Origin of the sequence: Galbibacter orientalis DSM 19592 (assembly GCF_000260115.1) — a bacterium.
GTDB classification, from domain to species: domain Bacteria; phylum Bacteroidota; class Bacteroidia; order Flavobacteriales; family Flavobacteriaceae; genus Galbibacter; species Galbibacter orientalis.
Genome location: NZ_JH651379.1, coordinates 3,503,118 through 3,525,661 on the forward strand (window position 1 = coordinate 3,503,118; position 22,544 = coordinate 3,525,661).

23 protein-coding genes are annotated in these 22,544 nt (G+C 32.0%); 7 read left to right on the forward strand and 16 right to left on the reverse strand.

All coding sequences use genetic code 11. The features are described 5' to 3' along the window. Positions 1 to 195: 195 nt before the first annotated feature. From arsB to JOOMADRAFT_RS15380, 8 genes are all read right to left on the reverse strand, one after another. Complete coding sequence (gene arsB / locus JOOMADRAFT_RS15345) at positions 196 to 1,242, reverse strand: ACR3 family arsenite efflux transporter (RefSeq protein WP_008614965.1); 1,047 nt, start codon at positions 1,240 to 1,242, stop codon at positions 196 to 198. Continuing rightward, on the reverse strand, positions 1,242 to 1,853 hold the full coding sequence (locus JOOMADRAFT_RS15350; protein WP_008614967.1) for an arsenate-mycothiol transferase ArsC: 612 nt from the start codon (positions 1,851 to 1,853) through the stop codon (positions 1,242 to 1,244). Before JOOMADRAFT_RS15350 ends, arsB begins: the two co-directional genes overlap by 1 nt. Positions 1,854 to 1,868: 15 nt before the next feature. Then, positions 1,869 to 2,339: a DUF6428 family protein gene (locus JOOMADRAFT_RS15355; RefSeq protein WP_008614968.1), complete on the reverse strand. Its 471-nt coding sequence runs from the start codon at positions 2,337 to 2,339 to the stop codon at positions 1,869 to 1,871. 87 nt (positions 2,340 to 2,426) lie between these two features. Further along, positions 2,427 to 2,762, reverse strand: coding sequence for an ArsR/SmtB family transcription factor (locus JOOMADRAFT_RS15360; RefSeq protein ID WP_008614970.1), 336 nt, complete (start codon positions 2,760 to 2,762; stop codon positions 2,427 to 2,429). 73 nt (positions 2,763 to 2,835) lie between these two features. Continuing rightward, positions 2,836 to 3,438, reverse strand: coding sequence for an LbetaH domain-containing protein (locus JOOMADRAFT_RS15365; RefSeq protein WP_008614971.1), 603 nt, complete (start codon positions 3,436 to 3,438; stop codon positions 2,836 to 2,838). 1 nt (position 3,439) lies between these two features. After that, the gene (locus JOOMADRAFT_RS15370; protein ID WP_008614972.1) at positions 3,440 to 3,898 is read right to left on the reverse strand and encodes a universal stress protein; all 459 of its coding nucleotides are present in this window, start codon (positions 3,896 to 3,898) and stop codon (positions 3,440 to 3,442) included. A gap of 168 nt (positions 3,899 to 4,066) precedes the next feature. Beyond that, positions 4,067 to 4,753: a hypothetical protein gene (locus tag JOOMADRAFT_RS15375; protein WP_157136693.1), complete on the reverse strand. Its 687-nt coding sequence runs from the start codon at positions 4,751 to 4,753 to the stop codon at positions 4,067 to 4,069. 320 nt (positions 4,754 to 5,073) lie between these two features. After that, positions 5,074 to 6,375: a carboxypeptidase-like regulatory domain-containing protein gene (locus JOOMADRAFT_RS15380; RefSeq protein WP_008614974.1), complete on the reverse strand. Its 1,302-nt coding sequence runs from the start codon at positions 6,373 to 6,375 to the stop codon at positions 5,074 to 5,076. Positions 6,376 to 6,682: 307 nt separating this feature from the next. On the opposite strand from JOOMADRAFT_RS15380, the gene JOOMADRAFT_RS15385 reads away from it, so the two are divergent. Further along, entirely contained in the window at positions 6,683 to 6,961 is a 279-nt protein-coding gene (locus JOOMADRAFT_RS15385) for a transposase (protein ID WP_008611014.1), read from the forward strand. After that, on the forward strand, positions 6,958 to 7,806 hold the full coding sequence (locus JOOMADRAFT_RS15390) for an IS3 family transposase (protein ID WP_008611013.1): 849 nt from the start codon (positions 6,958 to 6,960) through the stop codon (positions 7,804 to 7,806). Before JOOMADRAFT_RS15385 ends, JOOMADRAFT_RS15390 begins: the two co-directional genes overlap by 4 nt. A 105-nt stretch (positions 7,807 to 7,911) precedes the next feature. Here the strand turns inward: JOOMADRAFT_RS15390 and JOOMADRAFT_RS15395 are convergent, their stop codons facing one another. From JOOMADRAFT_RS15395 to aroC, 5 genes are all read right to left on the reverse strand, one after another. Further along, entirely contained in the window at positions 7,912 to 8,298 is a 387-nt protein-coding gene (locus tag JOOMADRAFT_RS15395; protein WP_008614976.1) for a response regulator, read from the reverse strand. Further along, on the reverse strand, positions 8,291 to 8,692 hold the full coding sequence (locus tag JOOMADRAFT_RS15400; protein ID WP_008614977.1) for a hypothetical protein: 402 nt from the start codon (positions 8,690 to 8,692) through the stop codon (positions 8,291 to 8,293). The genes JOOMADRAFT_RS15395 and JOOMADRAFT_RS15400 overlap by 8 nt, the downstream gene beginning before the upstream one ends. Positions 8,693 to 8,889: 197 nt before the next feature. Continuing rightward, a complete protein-coding gene (locus tag JOOMADRAFT_RS15405; protein WP_008614979.1) occupies positions 8,890 to 10,050 on the reverse strand; it encodes a flavohemoglobin expression-modulating QEGLA motif protein in 1,161 nt (386 codons plus the stop codon). Beyond that, positions 10,047 to 11,480: a dicarboxylate/amino acid:cation symporter gene (locus JOOMADRAFT_RS15410; protein WP_008614981.1), complete on the reverse strand. Its 1,434-nt coding sequence runs from the start codon at positions 11,478 to 11,480 to the stop codon at positions 10,047 to 10,049. The genes JOOMADRAFT_RS15405 and JOOMADRAFT_RS15410 overlap by 4 nt, the downstream gene beginning before the upstream one ends. Positions 11,481 to 11,537: 57 nt before the next feature. Beyond that, a complete protein-coding gene (gene aroC, locus JOOMADRAFT_RS15415) occupies positions 11,538 to 12,608 on the reverse strand; it encodes a chorismate synthase (protein WP_008614984.1) in 1,071 nt (356 codons plus the stop codon). 277 nt (positions 12,609 to 12,885) lie between these two features. Between aroC and JOOMADRAFT_RS15420 the strand changes: the two genes are divergently transcribed. Both JOOMADRAFT_RS15420 and JOOMADRAFT_RS15425 read left to right on the forward strand, forming a co-directional pair. Continuing rightward, positions 12,886 to 13,716, forward strand: a complete 831-nt coding sequence (locus JOOMADRAFT_RS15420) for a UDP-2,3-diacylglucosamine diphosphatase (RefSeq protein ID WP_008614986.1) — start codon at positions 12,886 to 12,888, stop codon at positions 13,714 to 13,716. Between the two features lie 157 nt (positions 13,717 to 13,873). Then, a complete protein-coding gene (locus JOOMADRAFT_RS15425; RefSeq protein ID WP_040879778.1) occupies positions 13,874 to 14,635 on the forward strand; it encodes a hypothetical protein in 762 nt (253 codons plus the stop codon). A gap of 644 nt (positions 14,636 to 15,279) precedes the next feature. Here JOOMADRAFT_RS15425 and JOOMADRAFT_RS15430 read toward each other — a convergent pair. Next, entirely contained in the window at positions 15,280 to 18,147 is a 2,868-nt protein-coding gene (locus JOOMADRAFT_RS15430; protein WP_040879779.1) for an FAD-binding and (Fe-S)-binding domain-containing protein, read from the reverse strand. A 96-nt stretch (positions 18,148 to 18,243) separates the two neighbouring features. Here JOOMADRAFT_RS15430 and JOOMADRAFT_RS15435 point away from each other — a divergent pair, with 96 nt between their 5' ends. Together JOOMADRAFT_RS15435 and JOOMADRAFT_RS15440 are read left to right on the forward strand one after the other, a co-directional pair. Then, positions 18,244 to 18,744: a hypothetical protein gene (locus tag JOOMADRAFT_RS15435; RefSeq protein WP_008614990.1), complete on the forward strand. Its 501-nt coding sequence runs from the start codon at positions 18,244 to 18,246 to the stop codon at positions 18,742 to 18,744. Positions 18,745 to 18,871: 127 nt separating this feature from the next. Beyond that, positions 18,872 to 19,981, forward strand: coding sequence for a TlpA disulfide reductase family protein (locus JOOMADRAFT_RS15440; protein WP_008614992.1), 1,110 nt, complete (start codon positions 18,872 to 18,874; stop codon positions 19,979 to 19,981). A gap of 164 nt (positions 19,982 to 20,145) precedes the next feature. On the opposite strand, the gene JOOMADRAFT_RS15445 is transcribed toward JOOMADRAFT_RS15440, so the two are convergent. Continuing rightward, a complete protein-coding gene (locus JOOMADRAFT_RS15445; protein WP_008614993.1) occupies positions 20,146 to 20,835 on the reverse strand; it encodes an SIMPL domain-containing protein in 690 nt (229 codons plus the stop codon). A 53-nt stretch (positions 20,836 to 20,888) separates the two neighbouring features. Beyond that, complete coding sequence (locus JOOMADRAFT_RS15450) at positions 20,889 to 21,536, reverse strand: rhomboid family intramembrane serine protease (RefSeq protein WP_008614994.1); 648 nt, start codon at positions 21,534 to 21,536, stop codon at positions 20,889 to 20,891. 56 nt (positions 21,537 to 21,592) lie between these two features. Here JOOMADRAFT_RS15450 and JOOMADRAFT_RS15455 point away from each other — a divergent pair, with 56 nt between their 5' ends. Beyond that, positions 21,593 to 22,507, forward strand: coding sequence for a lysophospholipid acyltransferase family protein (locus tag JOOMADRAFT_RS15455; RefSeq protein ID WP_008614995.1), 915 nt, complete (start codon positions 21,593 to 21,595; stop codon positions 22,505 to 22,507). Positions 22,508 to 22,544 lie beyond the last annotated feature (37 nt).

Consider the following 22,544-nt stretch of genomic DNA (forward strand, 5'->3'; position numbering starts at 1 on the left):
TTTATTTGATTTAGTTGTACTGTTCTAATTTACATTTTATTCTAGATGAAGAAAAAACTTACCCAATATTAGCATTAATTTAACAACCCATATAATAAAATTCCCCCGAGGTATATATCTCGGGGGAATAATTTTATAGTTATCATTCCTGGCTATTCTATACTAGAATAGAGTGAATCATTTTTATATCTGAAGCTAAGTAAGCGATGGATAATATTTTTTTCGAAGCCAAAAAGCAACTCTTACTAATAATATAAGTGCTGGAACTTCCACTAATGGTCCGATAACCCCAGTAAATGCTTGTCCGGAATTTAGCCCAAATACTGCAATAGCTACAGCAATGGCAAGCTCAAAGTTATTTCCTGCGGCAGTAAAAGCAATAGCTACATTCTCATCATATGGAGTTCCTTTTGCTTTACTAACAAAAAAACCAATAAAAAACATTACAGTAAAATAAATGAGTAATGGAATGGCTATTAATACAACATCAAATGGAATTTGAACAATAAGTTCTCCTTTTAATGAAAACATAACCAGAATGGTAAATAGCAAGGCTATGAGTGTTATTGGAGAAATATAAGGAATGAATTTTTTTGTATACCATTCCTCTCCTTTAATTTTAACTAAAATTAGCCTACTTAAAAAGCCTAAAACAAAAGGGATTCCTAGATAAATAGCTACACTTTCTGCAATTGTTGCTATTGAAATATCTACGATTGCTCCTTCAAATCCGAAAAGAGGTGGTAATTTGGTAATAAATAGCCATGCATAAAAACTATAGCCAAAAACCTGAAAAATACTATTTAAGGCTACCAATCCTGCGCCGTATTCGCTACTCCCTTCAGCTAAATCGTTCCATACTAAAACCATAGCTATACACCTAGCAAGACCAATTAAAATTAGACCTACCATGTATTCTGGATAGTCATGAAGAAAAATGATAGCTAGAAAAAACATTAAAAAGGGGCCTATTATCCAATTTAAAACCAAGGAAATAGATAATACTTTTACGTTTTTAAAAACTTTTGGCAATAAGGCATAATTAACCTTAGCCAAAGGAGGATACATCATTAATATGAGTCCGATTGCAATAGGGATATTTGTAGTACCACTATTAAAAGAGTTTATAATATTTGAAATGTTTGGATATACATAACCTATAAAAACTCCTATTGCCATGGCTACAAAAATCCACAGCGTTAAATTTTTATCGAGAAAACTTAATTTTTTAGACTGCTTCATTAGTTACTGACTTTTGAAAATACATAATACATTTCTGTAGCTATTTGTAAGCTTCTTTCCTGATATTTTGCTGCTTGTTCTGGAGTTCCATCAAATAATTTTGGATCTTCATAAGTAATAGGGATTCTTTTTTCTGCTCCTGCTATAAACGGACAGCCTCCATCTGCCTGAGAACAAGTCATTATAGCTGCAAACCCTGATTCAGGATTAAAATCATCATCATACTTTTTAGAAAAAGCAATTACAGGATGTTCATTTTCGGCATATTTAATACTATATACTGGGTTATCCCCTTCTGAAATATTTTTTACTAGAAACCCACTCTGCTTCAAAGTTTCACCAACCATAGGAAACATAGCTGTACTTTCTGTTCCTCCAGAGTAACAAAATACATTTTCTATTCCAAAATAATGAGCCATAGTTTGTGCCCAAATTTGCGATAAGTGACTTCTTCTTGAGTTGTGGGTGCAGATAAAATTTATAGTAACAGCTTCCTTTTTCGCGACTTTATTGTTGATAAATTCGATTAAAGATGTTAACAATTCCTTACGTTCTTCGGATAAGGATTCAATATTTAGAGTACTTATATTATTATTTATTGTAGGATACATATTTAATAATTTAGGTTAACAGCAACCACTTCCTGGGGTGCATGAATTAGATGAGCTTATGGGGATTTCTGATAATTTTACGTTCTTTTTTTCTGGAATTCCGCAAGCATCTTTTGCAAGACAGTCTGTTTGTTTAGTAGTTAACATAAAGATTCCATTTGCAATGTCTAAACCATATTTACTGATGGTTTCGCCTTGGTATTCAACTTCTATTTCGTTGTCTTCTAGATTTAATTTTTCCTCTGATAGCTCTATAATGTGAATTAATTTTTCTGGATGTAATCGATGGTCGTAATCATTTTCTTCCCAAAGTTGAAAATTAATTACTTTTTCTTCTCTTAACGTTCCTCCGCAATCAATGAATTTTTTACTGATAGCGCCTACTTCCGTAACATGGAAATGATTTGGAACAAGACTTCCATTTGGTAATTGAAATGCTATTTTTTCTTTCCCTTTTAAGTGTTTTTTAAAATCTGATAATTTCATTTTATAAAATTTTATATTTTAAACATTGCTTTATTGCTATATTACGATTAACTAAACTAAATAAGTTCATAAATTTATAATGACAAGCTAACAACAATCGCCTGTAGAAATATTAGGAGATTGATTAATAAAAAGATTCAAAATATGAGCCATTTCATCCCAATTCGTTTGGTTGATGCAATAGCAAACACTAGTTCCTTCAATAGTTCCTTTTATAATTCCTATATTTTTTAATTCTTTTAAGTGTTGAGAGATTGTTGGTTGTGCAAGCCCGATTTCTCCAACCAAATCTCCACAAACACAGGCATTTGTTTTAAATAAATATTGTAAAATAGCTACTCTAGCGGGATGCCCTAGCACTTTTGCTATACTAGCAATTTTATTTTGTTCTTCTGAAAAAATTTCAGCCTTTGTTAGTCCCATGTCAATTTGTTTATTGCAATATTACAATTAATAGATTTAAAGTATATTAAATAAATGTGAAGTTTTATAAAATTTATGGAATCTGAGCAATTAGTTCTAGCCGTTTTACTATAAAATGAGGTGGTAAAATAGTGCCTGGAGAAAGTACCGCATTAGCTCCCACTCTACTGCTATCTCCCACAATAGAACCAAATTTGGTAACTCCTGTATCTATATGTTCATTGTTATGAAGCACCCAAATTTGTTTATCAGTTCTTTCATTATAATGATTTGCAGCTATTGATCCCGCTTCAAAATTTACATTAGAACCAATAATACTATTTCCGATGTAATTTAAATGAGCAATTGCAGAATGAGATCCTATAAAACTACTTTTAATTTCACAATTGGCGCCAATATGAGTATTTTCAGCAATAAAAAAACCTTCTCTTAAATAGGAATTAGCTCCCACAAAAGCATTCTTACAAATAATACCTGGAGATTTTAGTACCGCCCCCTTTTCAATAACAGCAGATTTATGAATAGCAATATGATTTTCTATTATAAAATCATCATTTAAGGATTTTTGAAAATCTAAAACGAGTTGCTTTATATTAGAAGTAAATTCCCATGGTCTTTTCTCTTCTTCAGTAAAAAAAGGAAATTCAGTTATAAAATTTTTAATACGTAATTCCAAACTAATCTTTCTTAATAGGAACCATAAAAACAGGAACTTTTGTATGTTCCAAAACAGAAGAAGCAACTGTTCCAATTAATAATTTTTCTAGTGCACTATGACTGTGAGTTCCCATAACAATTAAGGAAGCCTTCCATTCTTCAGCATAATTTAGCACCTCGTCGGCAGTATCACCTTCTGCTATATGAGATTTTACCATTGGATCCTTTAAATTTTCGGTTGCAGTTTTAAGGAAATCCTTGGCTATCTTTTTCATTTCATCTTGGATTGATGGGTCGTATGTTACATTCATGGCATCGTATCCCATAAAACTAGGATATTGAATCCCGTAATATTGGAGATTGCTAATAACATGAATTAAACAAACTTCTGCATCCAAGGTTTTAGCAAGCTCATACCCTTTTTTAACAACCTCCTCTGAGGTTGGATTGTAATCTATGGCTATTAGTACTTTATTCATAGTTTATAAGAATTCAATGATATACTTATAAAGGTATGAAATTGTTAAAAAAATTTACGTTAAGTTTTTCTGAAATAATTTATATGGATGTAAGTTATAGGTTTGCTAATAACATATTTAGAAGCTAGATTCTTTAAATATTAATTATATAAGCTATAAAAGGAAGCTCTATTCTTCTTTTATAATTAAAAGAGAAGCTTTTACGCCAGTAGCTAAATTCCAAATATTTGAAGATATTTCGACTCCTTTATCATCAAAAACAGCAAATTGAGCAGTATTTGGCCCTGAAGAACCTTGATTTAACGCTTTAAATTCTATTTTATTAAATCCTTTTTCAAGGTCAATATAAATTCCTTTAAAACTCGATTCTAAGTATATATTTGGTGCTACTACTTTATCATTTACAATAACACTTACACGGTCTCCATCCACATATTGATGATCTCTACAAAGTATTTTAATTGATTTGGCATTGCTTTTAAAGTCGCCAAAATACTGTGTTGTTGTAGCGCCCATTTTTCCGTCATCTCCACTCCCGTTAAATTTTTTGTTCAGCTTTTTTTCAAACCGGTCTCCTGGATCTAAAAAAGCTTCTTGACTCCCCATCATATCTACTTCTTTATTTGCTATGTCGGTAGCAGATGGTTTTTTGGGAGTTTTAGGAACATACTTTTTAGGGACTTCTACATCTGGTGTAGCCTTTATATTTAAATTGGTAGCTTCATTTGAATTCTCTTTTGGAAGCTGTGTTGCATTCAGTCCTTCTAATTTAATAGGGGTGTTTGTAGATTCAACTTGCGCATAGGAAGTATACCCAAGAAAAACCATACATATAGAGACAAATAAAAACTTCATTTTATAATTCAAATTCATAACCGCGATAAATATAAAAAATATCTAACTTTTGGAGTAAAAATAATATCCAATTCTGTGCCAAACGCTTAAATTTTGTTAACTTTTTTAATCGTAGTTATTTTAATACTGAATTAGAGGTTTAATTTATTATACACTACCCTTATTTCTCGAGAGTATACAATCAACTATCTCGAGGCAAGCCTACGAGGTATTCAAAGGAAAATAATTTAATCCATTTCGACGTAGAGCCCTTCGATAAACTCAGGACAGGCTCTGGGGAATAAAACCCTCAATAAGGGATTTAAATTATTTTGATTTAATTAGCTTTTGTTTCTATCTATTTGTCGCTGAATTTTATTAATTGCAGACTCTATAGATTTTTCGGGTTCTATAACATTATAAGCTCCCCAAAATTCTGGATCTGAAAACCCAGAAGCTTCATCTACAATAATGATTGAAGGTTTCATTCGGTCTTTGTTTTTAACAGTTCTTTCTCCCTCATTTTCTTGCCAATCAGTAATAGCCATTTCACTTTTCACATGATATTTAGAGTTAAACCACTTCCCTTTTTTATTAACAACAAATGTAAGTTGTACGTTTGCGTAGCCATAGTACCACTTTCCATTTTTTATTCTATAATCTACTCTGTAAGAAGCTTCTGTAGGATATACATCAGTTCTACTTGGTTTTCTTCTAACTAATAATTCACTAACTTTCTCTCGGTCTTCAACATTTAAGTTGAAAATAGCACTTACCAAAGCATGATTTTCAGCATCTATAAATAATTTGCCATAAAACAGAGGGTCTATAACATTTTCCTTTTGTTTAAAATTAACTACATAAACAGATTTACTATTTATAGTTGTAGAAGCATCAAATTTAAAGTCGTAATGTTTTATAAGTTCCTGTGTAAAAATATATTCTGGATACTTCATAACATCCACATACAAGGGAGTAAACGGCCCTCCTTGCAATTTTAATGCTACTGTATCCAAACGAGAATAATTAGTGTGCTTTCTAGATTTAAATAAATCTACAATATCTCTTTTACCATTGGAATTAGGTTGTTTGTAGATGTAAGCAACAGCTTCAGATAAAGAAGCGTCTCTATTTCGTTTCTTAATTGTTTCTCTATAAAAAGCTGTCATTTTAACTGGAGAAGTCAAATAGTTAACCCCACTTTTATTCAACATACTTCTAACCAAACTTAGCGCATCTTTTGGAGCGCTTAAATCTACTTGGGAAAGCGTTATCGAGACAGGATATAATGAGATTTCATTGTCTTCAACACTGAGCGTATTTATAGGAATTATTTTTTTTTGATATCCTAAAAAAGATACGGTTAGATTCTTATCGAGCATGGATATTGGAACTTTTAAAATAAAGCCGCCTTCCGCATTTGTAATCGTACTTATGTTGGTGTTTTCTATAGCTATGGTAGCAAATACAAGTTCATCATTAGTTGTGGCATCAAAAATAGTTCCTTTAAACTCTTGAAAGTTAATGGTGTCTTGTACGCTTACTATAAAATCTGATTCAAAAGCTTTTACGGAAGGAACATTGCAAAAGATTAACAATGCTATTAGAAATAAAAAAGACGATTTAACTGACACAGCTTTCATGACTTAAAAATTAAATTAAACTTACAAAAGATACAAAAAACTAAATGAGAAAGCTATAAATTAATTATAGGAAAAGCGATACAAAAAAAATCTCCCTATGTTTAGGGAGATTGTAAGTAGGTTTTCAGGTAAGACTTGAGGCAAGTCTTTTTAAGTTTTAGTAATTATTGCTTTAGGGCGCACAATAACTTTTAAACTATACAATAAATTTAAGTCAGATTCGTTTGATATAAAATATTTTGTTGTCAAGTATAATACTCCCCAAATTTAGGACAGGAAATTAAGTTGTAATTTTAACCCTGTCAATATGAAAACATCAAGAAGAAAATTCAGCGCATCCTTTAAGGCCAAAGTAGCCATTGAAGCGATAAAAGAGCAGACAAGTATACCTGAACTTGCTGCCAAATTTGAATTGCATCCAGCCCAAATATCCAATTGGAAGCGAGAGTTTTTAAAAAACGCAGAACTTGCTTTCGAGTCCAAATCAGAAAAAGATACTCCAGCTGTGGATACCGCACCGCTTTATAGTAAGATCGGTCAATTACAAGTTGAGAATGATTTTTTAAAGAAAGTCTTGGGCAAATGAGTACTACTGAAAGAAGACAAAAGGTAGTAAAATCTCATCCAAGGCTGAGTCTTGCACAACAATGTAAAATCCTTAACATTCATCGCTCTGGTCTGTATTATAAGCCTAAAAGTGAGAGTCCATTGAATTTAGAACTGATGAAGGCAATAGATGCGCAGTTCCTGGAACACCCCTATTATGGAGTCGAACGGATGACTGATTATCTCATCCTTGATCTTGGCTACCACGTAAATGTGAAAAGAATAAGACGGCTGTATAAAATTATGGGATTACAGACCATATATAGAAAACCTAAAACCACCATCAGGGATCCTAAAAACTATAAGTACCCTTATCTCTTGAAGGGCTTAGTAATAGACCGCCCTAACCAAGTATGGCAGACTGACATCACCTATATTCCTATGTTCCGTGGCTTTATGTATATGAATGCTATCATTGATGTATATAGTAGAAAAATACTTAATTGGAGTATTTCAAACTCAATGGACAAACAGTGGTGTATCGAGCTTCTTAGAGACACTATCGCTCAATATGGCAATACGGAGATCCATAACTCCGATCAAGGGTCACAATATACCAGCTCCGAATATATTGAAGTGCTTAAAGAACATGATATTCAAATATCTATGGACAGCAAAGGAAGAGCTTTGGATAACATTTTTATTGAGCGCTTCTGGAAGTCTCTTAAATATGAAAAGATCTATCTAAACCCACCAAACGGAGGTCTAGATCTCTATCAAATGGTCACGGAATATATTGAATTCTATAACACCAAAAGAAGGCATACTGAAATAGGAAAAGTACCACCTGATCAAATTTATAATACAAAAAGAATAGCATCATAAATAATTAGATATATATTTAAACTGTCTTACAGATGGGGAGTAGTGTAAAGATTGGTTTTTTGTATGTGAACGTATCATAATAGTCCTTTTAACCAGATTAGTTTACTATAAAACTTCACTTTTATATATTCCTACAATTTTTGAAGTTAATTCTATCAAAATTTCTGGTACTACAGGTTTAAGAACACAGTTATTTATTTCTAAAGTTGAGTTTTCTATTAAAGCTACTTGTTGACTATTTGAGGCTAAGAAAATTACAGGGGTATTTAAAACGTTTTTTTTATCAATCTCTTGAATTATTGATAGTCCGTTAAAATTTGTGCTACTAAAACTATAAATTATTACATCAAAAAGCTTATTGGATAAAAAATCTGTAGCAGCTGAGAGGTTTGCAAAAACGACTACTTTGAAATTCTCTTTCTTTAACCGAAACGACAGTAAAGAAGCAACCATTCGATCCTCTTCTATTAAAACAATAGTTTTTTTAAGCATCCAGTTCGTTTATTTGCTTCCGAATTTCGTTTAATACTGCTATATATTCATTTTTAAAGCCTGAAATTAGATTTGAAATATTATCGTAAGTGTTTAAATGCTGGCATTCCTTTTGGATCATATCTAAATAATCAAGAAGCGAATTGGCTTTAACCATTTCCAAACCATTCCTTACTTTATGAGCCGCTCTAGAAATTGAAAAGCGCTCTTTTGCTTTTATAGAAATTGCTGTAGTTTCATAAAACTCCTCTATGTTTTCATTTAACAAAGCAACTATTTCATTCATATACTCTTTATCGGCCAAGCAGTCTTCTTTTAATTTAGAAATATCTGCTTTTTTAAGTCGCTCATCTTTCTTCACACTAGAAAAATTAAAAATATTAATCATCTTCATAAGGTATCTAAGTTTACGCTTACAAACATAAAGTAGGTTTCATAAATAAGATTTGGGTATAAAATTATTTATATAGAAGCAAAAATATCTCCTGTATATTTTAAATGAAATTTTTTGTTGTGTAGGGATGATATTTGTATACAAAACACTTTATTAAGATAGTGTCTTATAAAATGAGAAAATATAAGTAGTTTTACTTATTTTAGATTATGGAGAATGAAATCAATACTAGAATTATTGTTTTTATTAGCTGAGTAAGAATCTGTTATATGAATAGATTTTGAAGCCAGTCCTAATTCTTGAAGTTTTACAATAGAATCTACCCTATCTAAAGAAACTTTTCCTGTTAATAAAGGGGAAAGATTGTTCCCAGATTTGTAATATTCATACACTTTTTTTAATCCTGTTAAATACAAATAATCTTTTGTAAACCCTCCTCCTCTATGGATTCGTAGTGTTATTATAAAAGCCTTATCTCTATCTAATTTATACTGATTGTGTAATAAATCGAAAGTGTCCGAAAATGAATATCCTTTAATCAAACTATCAGCGGCAATTACTCTATACGCTAATATTTTTAGTCGACTTAAAGTGAGGGCGCCACTCATATACTCGCTAAATACAGCCAATCCTTCTTGTGTTTCTACATTTTTTGGAAAGCCATTAGAAAATATTTTAAGAGGCTGATTTAAACCATTAAAAGTAGTTACCATATGAACGCCTATTTCATGGTTTGCTAACGTTTTAAGCTGATTGTCGTTAAATTTAGCGTTCTTTTTAATATACAACGTTTGTGTGCTATTAGATACCATAGCATCTGCCGCTATACTAGTAGATAATTTTATATTTAAAGGAAAATCATAACGCTCTACAAACTCTTCAAAGTACGCCTGCGCATCTCTAGCAGTGTATTTTTTTTCCTGATTTTCTCCTTCTTTTTCATTTTTTATATGAAGAATAAAACGGGCATTGGCTACGTCTTTTTCTTTTGGAGTTCCATAAAGTTTCAGGCTGTTATAAAAGAATTTTTTTCGCTCACCAATTGCTTCTGCAGTTTGTACCATGTTGGCATAATAATATACAATCCCTTGGTATAAATCGCGAATATCATCATCTTCAATTTTTTCTAATTGATTAGAAAACAACGAACGCTGTAGCTTGAAAGCATTAAAATTTTGCTTCGGATATTTAAAGATAGGTTCTTCTGTGTATTTAGAAGAAAAGAAACGATGCTTTTCCTTTTCAGTATTTAAAGGATTTAAATAACTAAGTAACTCTATTCGTTTAATTAGCCTATCTAAATTCTTATCAATAGTAAATAAAGCAGCGTTGTCTTTTAAAATATCCTTAGTTATCATACAGTAACTTCCTTCTCTTTTTGTTCTTGATAATTAAGCATTCCTTCACTTTTAGCAATTAAAGAGCAAACAGTAGCGTCTCCAGTAACATTTACTACAGTTCTCATCATATCTAAAATTCTATCCACAGGAAGGATGATACCAATCCAAGCTGGATTTAGGCCTACCGATTGCAATACTATAATAAGCATTACTAAGCCAGCGCTTGGCACCGCAGCAGAACCAATAGAGGCTAATGTGGCAGTTAGCACTATAGTTAATTGCTGTGCAATAGTTAAATCAATCATGTGTAATTGAGCAAGAAATACAACTGCTACTGCTTGGTATAAGCAGGTCCCGTCCATATTTACGGTAGCTCCAATTGGAAGTACAAAACTTGTTATTTTTTTATCTACTCCTAAGTTATCTTCCACGCATTCCATTGTAACTGGAAGCGTAGCGGCACTACTTGATGTAGAAAAAGCTAATGTTTGAGCTGGGCTCATTGCTTTAAAGAATCCAAAATAAGAAATAACTCTTATAAACATTTTAAAAATTGCAGGATATACTACAAATATCATTAAACCTAAACCAAGCATTACTGTAAGAGAATACCAACTTAGCCCTTTAAATATTTCTACTACTTTTCCTATATCGTCTCCAGCCATTTTACTTACAACACCTGCTAGAAGAGCAAAAACAAAAAATGGAGCTGCCTTCATAATCAAGGCTACCATTTTAAGAAACACCTCCATAACTCCATCAATAAAAGCTTCTACAGGTTTTGATTTTTCATCAGGAATAAAGAGTAAACTAATTCCGAAGAAAAGAGCAAAAAATATAACTTGAAGCATTAATCCGTTATCTGCTAAAGATTTAAAAATATTATCTGGAACAATATCTACTAGCGGTTGAAGCGGTCCTGCTTCTTTTGCCTGATTTGCAGTATTCATTTTTTCGTTTACGGTAGCGTCTTTCAATTCTGATCTGGATAAATCTGAAATTCGCTCTGCTCTATCTAGAAATTTAGGATCGTGTAAATAATTAACCCCATCCTTAATTTCTAAATTCTGAGATCCTGCCCACAATTCGTAGCTAATTCTATTATCTATTCTGCTTTGCTCATCTATAAGCTTTCCAGGTTTAATAACATTCACTAAAACTAATCCAAGGGAAACCGCTAAAATAGTAGTAATAAGGTATGCTAAAAGGGTTTTTCCTCCCATTCTACCTAAACTAGACGGATCTCCAATATTTGAAACTCCATTTATAATAGAAAAAAGCACTAAAGGAACAGCAATGAGCTTTAATAAATTAATAAAAATAGTTCCGAAAGGCGCTATCCAGCCAATTGTAAACTGACTCCAACCAAGTTTACTTGATAAAATAGCCCAAATAATTCCAAGAACTAATCCAATGATAATTTGCCAATGTAATGCTAATTTCTTCAAATGAATGTATGTTTTAAGTTAATCTGTTAATAAAAACTGCTTCAAATATAACAGAATTTATCTTTTATGAAGATAACTATTATTTATCAAGGTATAATCGGCTAAAACCAATGCTGCCATTGCTTCTACAATAGGTACTGCACGAGGAACCACACAAGGGTCATGACGACCTTTTCCCTGCATTTCTACTTCTTCCCCCTTATTATCTATAGTTTTTTGAGTCTGCATTATAGTAGCTACAGGTTTAAAAGCTACTCTAAAATAAATATCCATGCCATTGCTTATACCTCCTTGAATTCCACCAGAATAGTTAGTTTTTGTAGTGCCGTCTGCATTGTATAAATCGTTATGCTGGCTTCCCTTCATTTCGGCACCTGGAAATCCGCTTCCATATTCAAATCCTTTTACAGCATTTATGGAAAGCATTGCTTTTCCTAATTCTGCATGTAATTTATCAAATACAGGCTCTCCAAGTCCAACAGGTACATTCTGAATTACACAGGTAACTACGCCTCCAACAGTATCTCCTTCTTTTCTAATTTGCTTGATATAATTTTCCATTTTAGCAGCCAAATCTGTGTCTGGACAGCGTACAATGTTAGTTTCTGCATTAGCTAGATCAAGTTCTGTATAGGGTTTTTCTAAATGGATATTTCCTACGGAAGAAACAAAAGCATTTATTTTTACACCTTCCAACATTTGCTTGGCAACAGCACCAGCCACTACTCTACTAGCCGTTTCTCTAGCAGAACTTCTTCCGCCACCACGGTAATCTCTAAAACCATACTTTTTTTCATACACATAATCTGCATGTGAAGGTCTGTAACTATCTTTTATATGAGAATAATCGTGTGATTTCTGATTGGTATTTTCTATAATAAAACCAATTGGCGTCCCTGTTGTTTTGCCTTCAAAGATTCCAGAAAGAAAACGAACTTCATCTGGTTCTTTTCGTTGAGTTACAATGGCAGATTGCCCAGGTTTACGTCTATCGAGGTCTAATTGTATTTTGCTTAAATCTAAAGAGATGCCAGCTGGGCATCCATCTATAACTCCGCCTAGAGCCTCTCCATGAGACTCGCCGAAAGTACTTAACTTAAAGAGGTTTCCAAAGGAATTTCCTGCCATAAAATTTTGGTTTTGACAAATGTAAATCTTAAAAAAGAGAAACAAAAATTAAATATACGTAATCATCAATTAATATTAAGATGTTAAAATATGGTGTTTCTTAACAAAGAAATCATAAATAATTAATTATCAAGTAATACGATGATTGAATAACTTTCTTTATTTCGTAATAATCAATTGACTAGTGTAAAAACATAATAAATTCAATTGAAAATAATTAAAACTGATTCTCCATAGAGCTCAGAAAATTATACCCTTTGGGATTAAACAGTTACGATTGAGAAAAAGAAAAGTAGACGTGGTAGTAATTTCAGATGTTCATCTTGGCACTTTTGGTTGCCATGCTGGAGAATTACTTTCTTATTTAAATAGCATATCGCCTAAAAAGCTAATTCTAAACGGAGATATAATAGATATTTGGCAGTTTAGAAAACGTTATTTCCCTAAAAACCATCTTCAGGTAATTAAAAAGATAATCGACTTATCTACTAAAGGTACAGAAGTCTATTATATTACTGGAAACCATGATGAAATGCTTCGTAAATTTAGTGATGTAACCATGGGGAATATCCACATTTTAGATAAGCTTATCTTAAATTTAGACGGAAAAAAGGCATGGATTTTTCATGGAGATGTATTCGATGCATCTATACAACACACCAAATGGATTGCTAAATTAGGTGGTTGGGGTTATGATCTTTTAATCTTGATTAATCAATTTATCAATTGGATTTTAGTAGGAATGGGAAGAGAAAAATACTCCCTTTCAAAAAAAATAAAGAATAGTGTAAAAAAAGCTATTAAATACATTGCCGATTTTGAAAAAGTAGCGTCAGATTTAGCTATAGAAAATGGCTATAAATATGTTGTTTGTGGACATATTCATCAACCTCAAATGCTTCGAAAAGTCAATAAAAATGGAACTTGTTTATACTTAAACTCTGGCGATTGGATAGAGAATCTTACTTCTCTAGAATATCATAACAAACGCTGGGAGTTGTACCATTTTAATGAAGATAAATTAAGTCCTTTTTATTCTGATGAGGATATAAAAACCATGAACTACAAGGAGTTACTAGCTGCAATTACAATAACAGGTACCAAGTAAAATTTATTTTTCTATATTTGAAAGCCCATTATGGGCTTTTAAAAAGAATGGTCAATACCAACCTACATAAACAAACAATAGTTTGTGAAATTTTGTATAGATGAAAAATCCTTAATAAATGCTTCGGAACTCCCTTCAACTTGTTTTTCTTTCAATAATGTTCATTTCCTGTTCTAGTAGCGAATCTATTTCTGATGATTTGTTAGCTGAAATAAATAACGAAAATTACTTTCCATTAGAAAATTCTAATTATTGGGTTTATGAAGTAGACTCAGAAAAATCTGGAATTGATAGTTTATGGGTAGAAAAAGATACCTTAATTGAAGGAGAAATTCATTACCACATCAGTGCTAATAGTTCTAAAACAGGATTTATAACAAATTTATTAACGAACAGCCTTCTCCATAAATCGAAGAATAAATTGATTTTAAATGGAGTTATTACTGATTTAATTCCGGGAATTGAAATTCCTGTTGAAAATCTAGTCTTGTTAGATCCTAAAAACCCTGTTGGGAATACTATGCATACAAGTATTGGGACTTCTTCTACAGAAAAAGAAGGTTATATTATTGAAGTAGCGCATACCATAACAACAAAAACAGAAGCTTTAATTGAAGATTATTCGCTTTTCGGTGAAGATTATAGCAATGTTATAAAGATATCGATGGTTGTTAATCTTTCTGGAGTTGTAACCACAACCGTTAATGGTTTTGAAGTTACTGTTTCCATTTTAAAACCTAAAGATGTTATTATTTCTACACAATATTTTGCTCCTGGTATTGGCATTATTAATAATGAAACTAATGTTGATTATCAGCTTACAAACATTGAGCAATTGAGTATCCCTTTAGAAATGCCAACCAAAATTTCTGAAATAACTTCTCAGCACATTGCTAATTCTTCAAAAATAAGTGAGTGATTGTTTAAATAGTTTTTCACTGCTTTTAAGTAGTCAACCTATGTCAGGGAAGCACAGGGAGTTGGGAGTCAGAAGACAGAAGTTGGAAGTTGTGAAGAAAAAACGGACTACTGAACACTTTTCTTTATATTGAAAAATTGAAAGATTGAAAAGATTGAAAGATTGAAGGATTGAAGGATTGAAGGATTGAAGGATTGAAGGATTGTAAAAGAAAGAAGTCGGAAGTCGGAAGACCGAAGCTGGAAGCAAACAAGAATAAAGAGATGAGGATATAGATTAGAGCATAAAACCTCCTGACTTCGGACTTCTACCTTCAAACCTTTTTTTTCTTCAAATCATCTAATTAACTCATTCACAAATTTAAAACTTTACCCCTCTGAACCTTTGCATCTTTGCATCTTTGAGTTAAAAAATGCTTACAGCATTTAGCTTATAGCATAAAGTCTCCTGACTTCGGTCTTCTTTTTATTTCCAAATTTTCAAATTAGAACATCCACAAATTTAAAACTTTGAGCCTTTGCCCCTTTGCCTCTTTGCCTCTTTGCCCCTTTGAATTAAAAAGCTTATAGCATAAAGCCTTCCGACGTAGAACCCTTCAAGATACTCAGGACAGGCTCTGGGGAATAAAACCCTCAATGAGGGATTCATAAAACAAAACTATTTAAAAGTGTAACTGGATGAATAGCATCTCTGCCTGTTCCATCTTTTATTTGATGTCTGCAACTTGTACCATTTGCAACTATTATAACACTTTCTGCTGCTTTTCTTACAGCTGGAAATAAACGAAGCTCTCCAATAGCCATGCTTGTTTCATAATGTTCTTTTTCATATCCAAAAGAACCAGCCATACCACAACATCCAGAATTAATCATGGTTACATTAAAATTGGAAGGAAGATTTAAAATATCAAAAGTTGATTTTGTGTTGGATTGCGATTTTTGATGACAATGCGCATGATATTTTACAGTTTTCTCTTCGGAAGAAAATTGAGAGGAAGTAATATTCCCTTTTTTTATTTCATCTGAAAGAAATTCTTCTATAATAAAACTATTCAATGCTACTTTTTTTGCAGCTTCCTTATTTTGCACCATTCTTAAATACTCATCTCTAAAAGATAATATTGCAGAGGGCTCAATTCCAATAATAGGACAATCGGAACTTACTAAATCTTCTAACTTACTAATGTTTACATTGGCTAATTTTTGAGCTTGTTTTAAAAAACCTTTAGAAAGAAAAGAACGCCCACTTTCTCCATAAAACAGCGTTACATCATAGCCTAATTTAGTTAATAACTCAATAGCATCTTTTCCGATAGACACATCTAGATATTGAGTAAATTCATCTATATAAAGAATTATTTTTTTGTTTGCAAAAAACTCATTTTTAGATATTTCTAGTTGTTCATCAAAATCAAAGCTTTCAATTTTAGGAAGTGTTCTTTTTGGAGCTACATTAAGTACTTTTTTTAAAATACTACCAGAAAACTTACTATTTGTTAATAATGGAAATACACTTCCTAATTTACTTAATTGAGTGTTGTATGCAAAAGCTTTATCTCTTATTGACGGCGGATTGTCTTTATAGTATTGATATAAAAACTCAGCCTTCAAAGTAGCAACATCTACATTACTCGGACATTCACTGCTACATGCTTTGCAGCTTACACATAAATCAAAAACCTCTTTAAGCTCCTTGTTGTTAAACTTATTTTCTTTTTCTGAAGTTGTTAAATATTCTCGTAATGCATTTGCACGAGCTCTTGTTGTATCTTTTTCGTTTTTAGTAGCGTGATAACTCGGACACATAGCGCCATTAGAAAGATGTGTTTTCCTACAATCGCCACTCCCATTACATTTTTCTGCAGCTCTCAAAATCCCTAACGAATCTGAAAAATCTAATAATGTTTCTACTTTTGGTTCTTTTCTATCCGGTTGGTAACGTAACGAAGTATCCATTGGAGCACTGTCGACAATTTTTCCTGGATTGAAAATGTTATTAGGGTCAAATGTCTTTTTAACACGCTTAAGAAGCTCATAATTTTCACTTCCTATCATTAACTCTATAAATTCAGCTCTAACCCTTCCGTCTCCATGCTCACCACTCATAGAACCGCCATATTTCTTAACTAAATGTGCAACATCTGTAGTTATTTGTCTGAAAAGCTTTACATCTCCACTTTTTTTAAGATCCAAAATAGGTCGCAAATGAAGCTCTCCAGCGCCAGCATGCGCATAATACACCGCATTTTGATTATATCCACTCATAATTTGAGTAAATTCAGAAATATAACTGCTTAAATCTTCAATACTTACAGCAGTATCTTCAATACAAGCAACCGCTTTTTTATCGCCTACAATATTCCCTAACAGTCCAAGTCCTGCTTTTCTTAATTCGGCAGCTTGCTCTATTTCTGTATGATATAATGAAGGATTTGCATAGCTTAACCCCTTTTTATCTAATGTTGCAATAAGTGCTTTTCGTTTTTCTTCTAATATATTCACATCATTATCTCGCAGTTCCATCATTAAAATAGCCTCAGGATCCCCTTCAATGAAAAATCGATTAGGTAATTGCGACTTATTATTCTTTGTACAATCAAGAATAACCTTATCCATCATCTCACAAGTAAAAAGGTCGTGTTGCATGGCATCGTAAACAGCGTCACAACAATCGGCTACACTTTTGTAATGTGCGGCTACCATTACCGCATTTGTAGGCATTAACGTATCTAATTGGATTTTTATCTTTGTTGTAAAAGCCAAAGTCCCCTCACTTCCAGTAAGTAGTTTACACATATTAAATACCCCTCCGCCTTTATTAAACGGCTGTAATCTTAATAATTCATCAATTGCATACCCTGTATTTCTCCTATGAATTTCGGGTTTAGGGAAATTATCTTTTATACGTTTAGCTACTCCATCAGCAGTTAACTCTTCATAGAGATTACGATATATTTCTCCTTCTAATGTTTTAAGTTCAAGTTTCTGTTTAAATTCTTCCGCAGTTAAATTTTTAAACACTACTTCACTCCCATCACTTAAAATAGCTTCAATTTCTAAAACTTTATCACGAGTAACACCATATTTAATAGAAGTAGTTCCACTAGAATTGTTCCCTGTCATACCTCCAATCATACATCTATTGGAAGTAGAAGTATTAGGCCCAAAAAACAAATTATAGGGCTTTAAATACAGATTTAACTCATCGCGAATAACTCCGGGCTGTACAATTACAGTTTTTTCAGCTTCATTTATATCTAAAATTTCAGTAAAATGCTTAGAAACGTCTACTACAATTCCGTCCCCAACACACTGTCCAGCAAGAGAAGTTCCAGCAGTACGCGGAATAATTGACAATTTATAATCATTACAAAAAGCAATTATTTTCTTAATATCATTTATGTTTTTTGGGTAGGCTACAGCCGTTGGCATTAAGCGATATACAGATGCATCTGTAGCATAAATAGTTTTATGTAAATCGTCGAAAAACAGCGTTCCTTCAAGCTCTTCCATAAGAGCTTGTAAGTCATTTTTAGAATTTTTTAACAAGAGTGTGTGAACTTTAAGTTAATTTAGTAACGTATATATTACAAATCAAAAATCAAATTTATGAAAAAAATAATCTTATTAAGTTTTTTAGCAATTGGATTTGCATCAACAGCCTATTCACAAGAAGTATCTAAGAATGCCTTAGGTTTAAGACTAGGTGATGGAGATGGCTTTGGAGCTGAAATATCTTATCAAAGAGGGTTAAGTGCTAACAATCGACTTGAGTTAGATTTAGGATGGAAAGACAGTAATCATTATGATGCTTTTAGGCTAACAGGTCTTTATCAATGGGTATTTCCTATTGAAGGAGATTTTAACTGGTATGTAGGTGCCGGTGGTGGACTTGGAGGTTACGATACTGATGATGATTACGATTTTGATGGGAACGACCATGACGATAGCGGGATGTTTGCATTTATAGCTGGAGATATAGGGGTTGAATACGACTTTAATTTCCCTTTATTATTATCTTTAGATTTCCGTCCAGAAATTGGATTTAATGACATTGATGACGATGATTTTGACTTTGATATTGCGCTAGGTATAAGATATCAATTCTAAAAAAAGAATTAATACTAATAAAAGCCCTGAAAACATAATGTTCAGGGCTTTTTTTGTTAATTGTCTTTTAGGATTAAAATGAAATTTTAACTTTGTAACTGAACTAAAACTGTTTAAATAAATTTTAATGAAAAAAATAGGAACTATTCTTTTATTACTTGTAGTACTTGTAGCATGTAATAAAGTTGAAAAAGACACATACAAAGTAACTGTTAGTGTTGATGGTGTTGAAGATGGAAAGCAAGTATACTTACAAAAACCTGTGGATGGGCAACGTCCAGAAGTTATAGATACAATGGAGGTTAAAGAAGGAAAGTTTGAATTTACAGGAAAAGCTGAAAGTCCGCAACTTCACTATTTATTTTTTGAAGGTGTAAGAGGTGTTTTACCAATTATACTAGAAGAAGGAGATATCCAAGTTACTGCATATAAAGACAGCTTAAACTTCTCTAAAATTGAAGGAAGTCCTTCAAATGAAGATTTCACTGCTTTTATTCAAGGATCTAAAACGATTAGAGATAAAATGTCTGACATTCAGAAAAAAGGAATGGAAGCACAACAAAGTGGTGATACTATTACCATGAACACCTTAAAAGAAACTTTTGAAGAAGTTCAAGAAGAAGCTAGAAATTACGAAAATGACTTTGTAGATACTCATAAAGAGTCTTACATCTCTCTTTTAGTGATTCAGCAAATGATGCGTACGAAAAGTAAGACTTCAGAAGAAGTAGGAGTTTTATTTAATGACCTTTCTGAGGATATAAAAAATACTGAATTAGGAAAAACTATTTCTGAAGAACTAGGAAAGGCTAATAAACTTTCTGTTGGTGCTGTAGCTCCAGATTTTTCTGGGCCTACTCCAGACGGAGAAACAGTTTCTTTAAAAGGATCTCTTGGAAAAGTTACTGTGCTAGATTTTTGGGCTGCTTGGTGTAAACCATGTAGAGCTGAAAATCCTAATTTAGTAAAGCTTTATGCAGAATATCACGACAAAGGATTAAATGTTGTTGGGGTTTCTTTAGATAGAAAAGCAGAAGATTGGAAAAAAGCTATTGAAGACGATAACTTACCTTGGACTCATATTTCAAACCTTAAATTTTGGCAAGATCCTATAGCTCAAGAATACAACATCCGTTCAATTCCTGCTACATTTATTTTAGATGAAAACGGAAAGATAATTGCTAAAGACCTGCGTGGTGAAGCATTGAATGAAAAAATTGCTAGCTTGTTAAATTAACAAATAGTAGAAGATCAAAAAGAAAGGCTTTCCGTTTGGAAAGCCTTTCTTTTTGATTTAATTTAAAGATTGAAGGATTAAAAAATTGAAAAAGTCGGGAGTCAGAAGTTTATAAAGAAAAAAACTGCCAACTGAACACTTTCCTTTATATTGAAAAATAAAAACTATTTCAAGTGAAAAGTAACATTTACTTTTGCTTCTATTACCATTTCTCCAACAGCTATAGTTTCCATATCTCCTCCTCCACTACTGTCTGCAGATTTCATCATCTCCATTCTATAAATTGGCTGTGGAGCACTTACAGAACCTGTTTCAGAAATAGTTAATGCTTTTCCAACACTTTGACCTAAAGCACTAGCATATTCTTCAGCTTTCTTTTTAGCATCTTTTATTGCTTCCATTCTTGCTTTAGAATTATGTGTTTCAATTTCCGTAGATTTAAAAGTAACACCATCAATTCTATTAATTCCAGCATTTAATAATCCTTCTGTAAATTCAGAATACTTATTTAAATCTTTCAGTAAAATAGAAATCGACTGATTTGCTACATATTTATACTCTTTAGTTTGATAATCATAGTTTTTATTAAGGTTTACATATTCTGTTTTTACATCCCCTTCTTTAACTCCCATTGATTTGGTGTACTTTAAAACCTTGTCAATTGCTTTATCATTATCACTTTTTACTTGTTGCGCAGAAGAACCTTCGCTTTCAACTCTTACTTTTATTAAAACTTGGTCAGGAGTTACTCTTACAACTCCTTCTCCAACTACCGCTATTGAAGGGGTTATTTCTTGTGCTTGTAAACTATTCATACCTATAAATGCTGTTACTAATAAAATTATTTTTTTCATGTTTTTTTAAATTTTAAATTTCTTTTGATTCTATATACAAACAGAATGCCAAACTATATTTTTCCTGTTTTTTCTAAAATAAATAACACTATAATAGGTAAGGCAAGTAGTACAACCATTAATGTTTCTTGTGTAAGTAATGAAGGCATAAAAAGAAGTGTAATTACATATCCTCCAATTGCCCCTCCAAAATGGGCAGTATGCCCAATATTACCCAAGCGGGCTTTCATTCCATAAATAGAATACAACAAATAACCGATTCCAAATATATAAGCTGGAATAGGAATTGGAATGAAGAAAAAAGCTAATCGCATTTCTGGCTGCAAAAGAATTGCGGCATATAAAATCCCTGTTACAGCACCGCTAGCCCCGACGGCGCTATAATGATAATCGTTTTTATGAAAACTGAGCGATAACAAACTCCCTGCCAATAAACTTATAAAATAAATGATTAGAAATTTTACATCCCCCAAGTATTGAACTACAATAGGTGCAAAAAAATATAATGTAAGCATATTAAAAAGCAAATGAGAAATATCTACATGTAAAAAACCAGAAGTAATGGTTCTTATTTGCTCTCCACGTTTTATAGCTCCAATATTGAATTTATAACGTTCAAAAAATGAGAAATCATTAAAGCCTTTAATAGAGGCCAATACATTAGCTCCGATAATAACAATAGTAGCAATACTTAAATTCATAAAAACAATTAAAGTTTAGCATCAAATATAGCTATATTTGCTAAAATTCTTACAGAATGCAACTAGTTATTTACCTACTCGTTTACCCTTTATTATGGATGATTTCAATTCTTCCATTCCCCATTTTTTATAAAATATCCGACGGAGTATATTTATTATTATATTATGTAATAGGATATAGAAAAAAAATGGTACTAGCTAATTTAAAACGTTGTTTTCCAGAGAAATCGGAAGAAGAATTACTACTGATAAGAAAAAAGTTTTATAAGCATATGTGCGATTTATTTTTAGAAATGATAAAATCGCTTACCATGTCTCAAGAAGAAATGAAGAGAAGAGCTAAGTTTCATAATTTGGAATTACTCGATAAATATGCGGAACAAAATAAAAGTGTGATTTTACTTTGTGGGCATTATGCAAATTACGAATGGGTACTTTCTTTAGGGCAACATATTCAGCATGACGGATTTGGAATCTATTCTCCGTTATCCAATAAATATTTTGATAAATTAATTAAGAAAACTAGAAAAAGACAAGGTGGAACCTTAATCTCTATGTTTGAAACTGCAAAAACCGTACTTAGAAATTATCGCGATAACCATTTAGCATTATATGGTTTTGTTAACGATCAATCTCCGCAAGTAAGTCACGCTAGATATTGGAGACCTTTTTTCGGAACTGTTGTCCCTGTGCATACTGCCGCAGAAACTTTGGCCAAAAAATTTGATTTGGCTATAGTATTTTTCTGTGTAAAAAAAGTAAAAAGAGGTTTTTATGAAACCACTATTGTAGACATTACAGACAATCCGAAGGCGTACCCAGATTTCGAAATTACGGATATGTATACCGAAATGTTAGAAAAAGAAATTCGATATAAACCAGAATATTATTTGTGGACACACAACCGTTTTAAGCACCGTAATAAAGTCCCAGCAGAATATCTAAAAGAAAACACTTCTTTAAATTCCTAAAATCTAAAGAAGTGTTTTTTAAGTTTTATTTTTAACA

Bases quoted from the DNA above. Each gene is read 5' to 3' on its own strand.
- arsB (WP_008614965.1), bottom strand. From the start codon at position 1,242: ATGAAGCAGTCTAAAAAATTAAGTTTTCTCGATAAAAATTTAACGCTG.
- JOOMADRAFT_RS15350 (WP_008614967.1), bottom strand. From the start codon at position 1,853: ATGTATCCTACAATAAATAATAATATAAGTACTCTAAATATTGAATCC.
- JOOMADRAFT_RS15355 (WP_008614968.1), bottom strand. From the start codon at position 2,339: ATGAAATTATCAGATTTTAAAAAACACTTAAAAGGGAAAGAAAAAATA.
- JOOMADRAFT_RS15360 (WP_008614970.1), bottom strand. From the start codon at position 2,762: ATGGGACTAACAAAGGCTGAAATTTTTTCAGAAGAACAAAATAAAATT.
- JOOMADRAFT_RS15370 (WP_008614972.1), bottom strand. From the start codon at position 3,898: ATGAATAAAGTACTAATAGCCATAGATTACAATCCAACCTCAGAGGAG.
- JOOMADRAFT_RS15375 (WP_157136693.1), bottom strand. From the start codon at position 4,753: ATGAAGTTTTTATTTGTCTCTATATGTATGGTTTTTCTTGGGTATACT.
- JOOMADRAFT_RS15380 (WP_008614974.1), bottom strand. From the start codon at position 6,375: ATGAAAGCTGTGTCAGTTAAATCGTCTTTTTTATTTCTAATAGCATTG.
- JOOMADRAFT_RS15385 (WP_008611014.1), top strand. From the start codon at position 6,683: ATGAAAACATCAAGAAGAAAATTCAGCGCATCCTTTAAGGCCAAAGTA.
- JOOMADRAFT_RS15390 (WP_008611013.1), top strand. From the start codon at position 6,958: ATGAGTACTACTGAAAGAAGACAAAAGGTAGTAAAATCTCATCCAAGG.
- JOOMADRAFT_RS15395 (WP_008614976.1), bottom strand. From the start codon at position 8,298: ATGCTTAAAAAAACTATTGTTTTAATAGAAGAGGATCGAATGGTTGCT.
- JOOMADRAFT_RS15400 (WP_008614977.1), bottom strand. From the start codon at position 8,692: ATGAAGATGATTAATATTTTTAATTTTTCTAGTGTGAAGAAAGATGAG.
- JOOMADRAFT_RS15405 (WP_008614979.1), bottom strand. From the start codon at position 10,050: ATGATAACTAAGGATATTTTAAAAGACAACGCTGCTTTATTTACTATT.
- aroC (WP_008614984.1), bottom strand. From the start codon at position 12,608: ATGGCAGGAAATTCCTTTGGAAACCTCTTTAAGTTAAGTACTTTCGGC.
- JOOMADRAFT_RS15425 (WP_040879778.1), top strand. From the start codon at position 13,874: ATGTTCATTTCCTGTTCTAGTAGCGAATCTATTTCTGATGATTTGTTA.
- JOOMADRAFT_RS15430 (WP_040879779.1), bottom strand. From the start codon at position 18,147: ATGGAAGAGCTTGAAGGAACGCTGTTTTTCGACGATTTACATAAAACT.
- JOOMADRAFT_RS15435 (WP_008614990.1), top strand. From the start codon at position 18,244: ATGAAAAAAATAATCTTATTAAGTTTTTTAGCAATTGGATTTGCATCA.
- JOOMADRAFT_RS15440 (WP_008614992.1), top strand. From the start codon at position 18,872: ATGAAAAAAATAGGAACTATTCTTTTATTACTTGTAGTACTTGTAGCA.
- JOOMADRAFT_RS15445 (WP_008614993.1), bottom strand. From the start codon at position 20,835: ATGAAAAAAATAATTTTATTAGTAACAGCATTTATAGGTATGAATAGT.
- JOOMADRAFT_RS15450 (WP_008614994.1), bottom strand. From the start codon at position 21,536: ATGAATTTAAGTATTGCTACTATTGTTATTATCGGAGCTAATGTATTG.
- JOOMADRAFT_RS15455 (WP_008614995.1), top strand. From the start codon at position 21,593: ATGCAACTAGTTATTTACCTACTCGTTTACCCTTTATTATGGATGATT.